This is a genomic window from Peribacillus sp. CSMR9, from assembly GCF_033141925.1.
GTDB classification, from domain to species: Bacteria; Bacillota; Bacilli; order Bacillales; family DSM-1321; genus Peribacillus; species Peribacillus simplex_A.
In genome coordinates this window covers 1-1,302 of the sequence record NZ_JAOPHO010000187.1, presented here as the reverse complement: position 1 = coordinate 1,302, position 1,302 = coordinate 1, and the positions used below count along the sequence as shown (strand labels likewise).

General features: G+C 32.9%; 1 protein-coding gene. It reads right to left on the bottom strand.

The features are described 5' to 3' along the window. Nucleotides 1-154: 154 nt before the first annotated feature. The gene (locus tag N9I19_RS24780) at nucleotides 155-1,252 is read right to left on the bottom strand and encodes a copper resistance D family protein (RefSeq protein ID WP_317779337.1); all 1,098 of its coding nucleotides are present in this window, start codon (nucleotides 1,250-1,252) and stop codon (nucleotides 155-157) included. Between the last annotated feature and the right edge of the window lie 50 nt (nucleotides 1,253-1,302).

Here is a 1,302-nt window from a genome sequence, read left to right as displayed (position 1 = left end):
CTATACCATGTGGTATGAAATCCTGCGAATAAGCGAGTATTCGTGAGCATTATCTATTAAACTGAGGGAGTTCATTAAGAAAAGTGATTCTGGAATAAGCCGTGAGGACCTATTAGCTGGTTAATTACGAGGTACCCACAACATCACTAACACCTTATCGGATGCTTACCATTAATGACAAATATGTAGCAACTACACATAATACACTCATTGTGAAACCTAAAAGGATAGGTGCTCTTTTTATGTATGACAATAATGTTAATCCTAAGAAGGATAAAGCTAACATTATTAACATTAAACTGTTAAATTCAAAACCAAGAACAATTACTAAATCGCGTGTTATATTTCCTTGATATAATAGGTCAAATAATATAGAGGGTCCTGTTGAGGCTATTGTTGTTTCAATATCATGAGGTGGCTCTTGTTGCCCTAATGCTGCAGTAGCAGAGAAAATTAGAAATACAATTGAACTCTCAGCTTTCGTCCAAGGTCTTGGATTAAAATTATAATTATTTTTTATTTTTTTTCGTATCAAAATGCTATTAATAAAGACATAAGTCAATAAAGGAATAATGAGCAGATGTTTAATTAAAAGTGCTTGTCCATAAGGTAGAATCCAAGAATTTGCATAGTCTTTATAATCGATCACTACAGTCATTAAAAAAAGTCCAGAAATAACAGTTATTAAGAAACAAATTAATGCAACGGGCGTAAACCACCTTAAAAATTTCATCCAATTCAAGTGACTTTTTGAGGCCCAACTAACCACGAATAAAATTCCTACCCAAATGGTTACAGCAAGAAAATGAATAGTGTGTACAACGAATCCTTTCCATTGCTCAATAGAACTAGCATGACTAGACCAACCTAGTGCAAGAATTAATATGAACGTAATGACCATACCAATGTATGCATATAGTGGATTCTTTCGATAATCAAACCAAACAATATAAATAAATAATAGATTTGAGAGTAAATATGTAAAAATCCAGGCTTTTCCCACTTCAAATGTAAAAAGTACCGATTTAAGTGTTTGCACAAACCCAATATCCTGATAAAGATATAAAATCACTTGTAAAACGGGTATAAATGAAAAGATTCCTATACCAGCTGTAGCTGTCATTAAAACGCCTTTAGGTACGTTAATATCTGGTCTATAGGCACTTGGTACAAGCTGTAGAATGAAACTACCAAGTAAAAGAGAAAAACAAAGATATAATAACGGCTCACTGATGATTCCAATCATAAACATTCTTTATTTCTTCCTCCTCAATAGCCATAGGAAACTTCCAGTAACTACGA